Source organism: Aliivibrio sp. 1S128 (assembly GCF_001691065.1).
GTDB lineage: Bacteria > Pseudomonadota > Gammaproteobacteria > Enterobacterales > Vibrionaceae > Aliivibrio.
Map to the genome: position 1 here is coordinate 1 of NZ_MAJV01000022.1, position 1,496 is coordinate 1,496.

A 1,496-nucleotide genomic window follows, 5' to 3' on the forward strand; every position below is an offset into this window, starting at 1 on the left:
TGCTTATGACGCAAAAAGGTGTGTTTTTTTGCTATGGCTTCAGGGGCTGCATTCTCATCAAAATAACCCAGTTGACACAGTAAACCGTCTTTATTAGTTCCCCATAATACTGGCTTTTCAGCATCATTAATCAAAACAGGCGTAAAAGGGATTGGGCGAACATTGTGTAAATCAGCCTCTTTGGTTAAATCAGATGAAGCATCCTTATTCCAATCGGGAAATGATTCACTTTGTCCACGACGCTTCCATACAAAATATGCTCCTAACAGATAAACGCCATGATCATAGGTTTTTAAAGCAGGCATTATTTATCCCCCTTAAACCACAGACCATTATTCGCTAATCCATTATATAAAATAGCATCACCTGATAATGTGCCATAATAAAATGCACGCCATGACCACACTCTATCTCCAACACGATCTACTATTCTAACTTTAGCAAAACTATTCAAAGCACTATAATAAGCGTCTTTGCCTAAAATTTGAGCTGGCGTGAAGTCTGTTGTCATTTGCTTTACAGTTCCTTTTTCTATATCAAAAAAGAAACCAAAAGAAGGATTAGAGCCCCAAGCATAATGGCCAGTAGGATCAATAGAACGAACGGTCATTCGCGCTTCTTTAAAAGGAAGCTTCTCATCAACATCGATTAAGAGTTTCTTTTCGTTTGTTATGCTATCAAAAACAGTAACGCCAAATGGATACACTACAGTGCGATTACCACCATAGCTTACAGCCGAAGTTTCTATATCAAAATCAACCTTACTGACCTCACCAGTAACTGAATCCCATCGAGAAAAAAGATCTCTAGCTCTTTCAAAATATAAATAACGACTATCCTCAGACCATAGCATTGCTAAAGGAGACATTGATATACTTAGCTCTACCACTTTACCTGTTTTAATGTCATATACTGTTTTATATCCACCTAGATCAGCCCATGCTACGTAACGATTATTTGGAGAACGCGTCAAATTTTTAATACCGTTAACCAACTCTACCGTTACATCCGTCACCAAACGTAAATCAGTGCCATCGGTTTTCATACTCCAAATCTTAATACCACTCTCATATTCATCTTTTGAGCTTGAGTTCGCCCACGCAAATTGAAAGCGCGGTAAATCGTACGAGCTAGCGTCATTGAGATCTTCTTTTGGCCACTCTTTGGCTTTTTCAATAAAGTAACGAGGAAAATCTTGATACATTACTTTTAAATCTTTTTTTGTTGTGAATTGAATATCACCACTGCTTTCCATGATGTAATAATTATTCTCACCCACATAGGTACGATCTGGGTGTTGCTCTGCTCTTAATTGAGCCGCTTCTGCTGCCACACTTTCAGGGTCATTACACCCCAGTAAAGTGATGCTAAATAGTGCAAGTAATAGTATTTTTTTCATTGTTCTAGCCTATTAATTCTGAAATTTTAATTTTTGTTAAATGTGAGATTATCTGTACGTTTTTAATTATTAAATCAATCACATTTAATGGCTGCTT

2 protein-coding genes are annotated in these 1,496 nt (G+C 37.1%); both read right to left on the minus strand.

From position 1 onward, the window contains the following. The coding region (locus A6E03_RS04380) for a hypothetical protein (RefSeq protein WP_176703450.1) at window positions 1-305 on the minus strand (305 nt) is incomplete at its 3' end. Beyond that, a complete protein-coding gene (locus A6E03_RS04385) occupies window positions 305-1,399 on the minus strand; it encodes a hypothetical protein (RefSeq protein WP_065600243.1) in 1,095 nt (364 codons plus the stop codon). The genes A6E03_RS04380 and A6E03_RS04385, both read right to left, overlap by 1 nt. Window positions 1,400-1,496 lie beyond the last annotated feature (97 nt).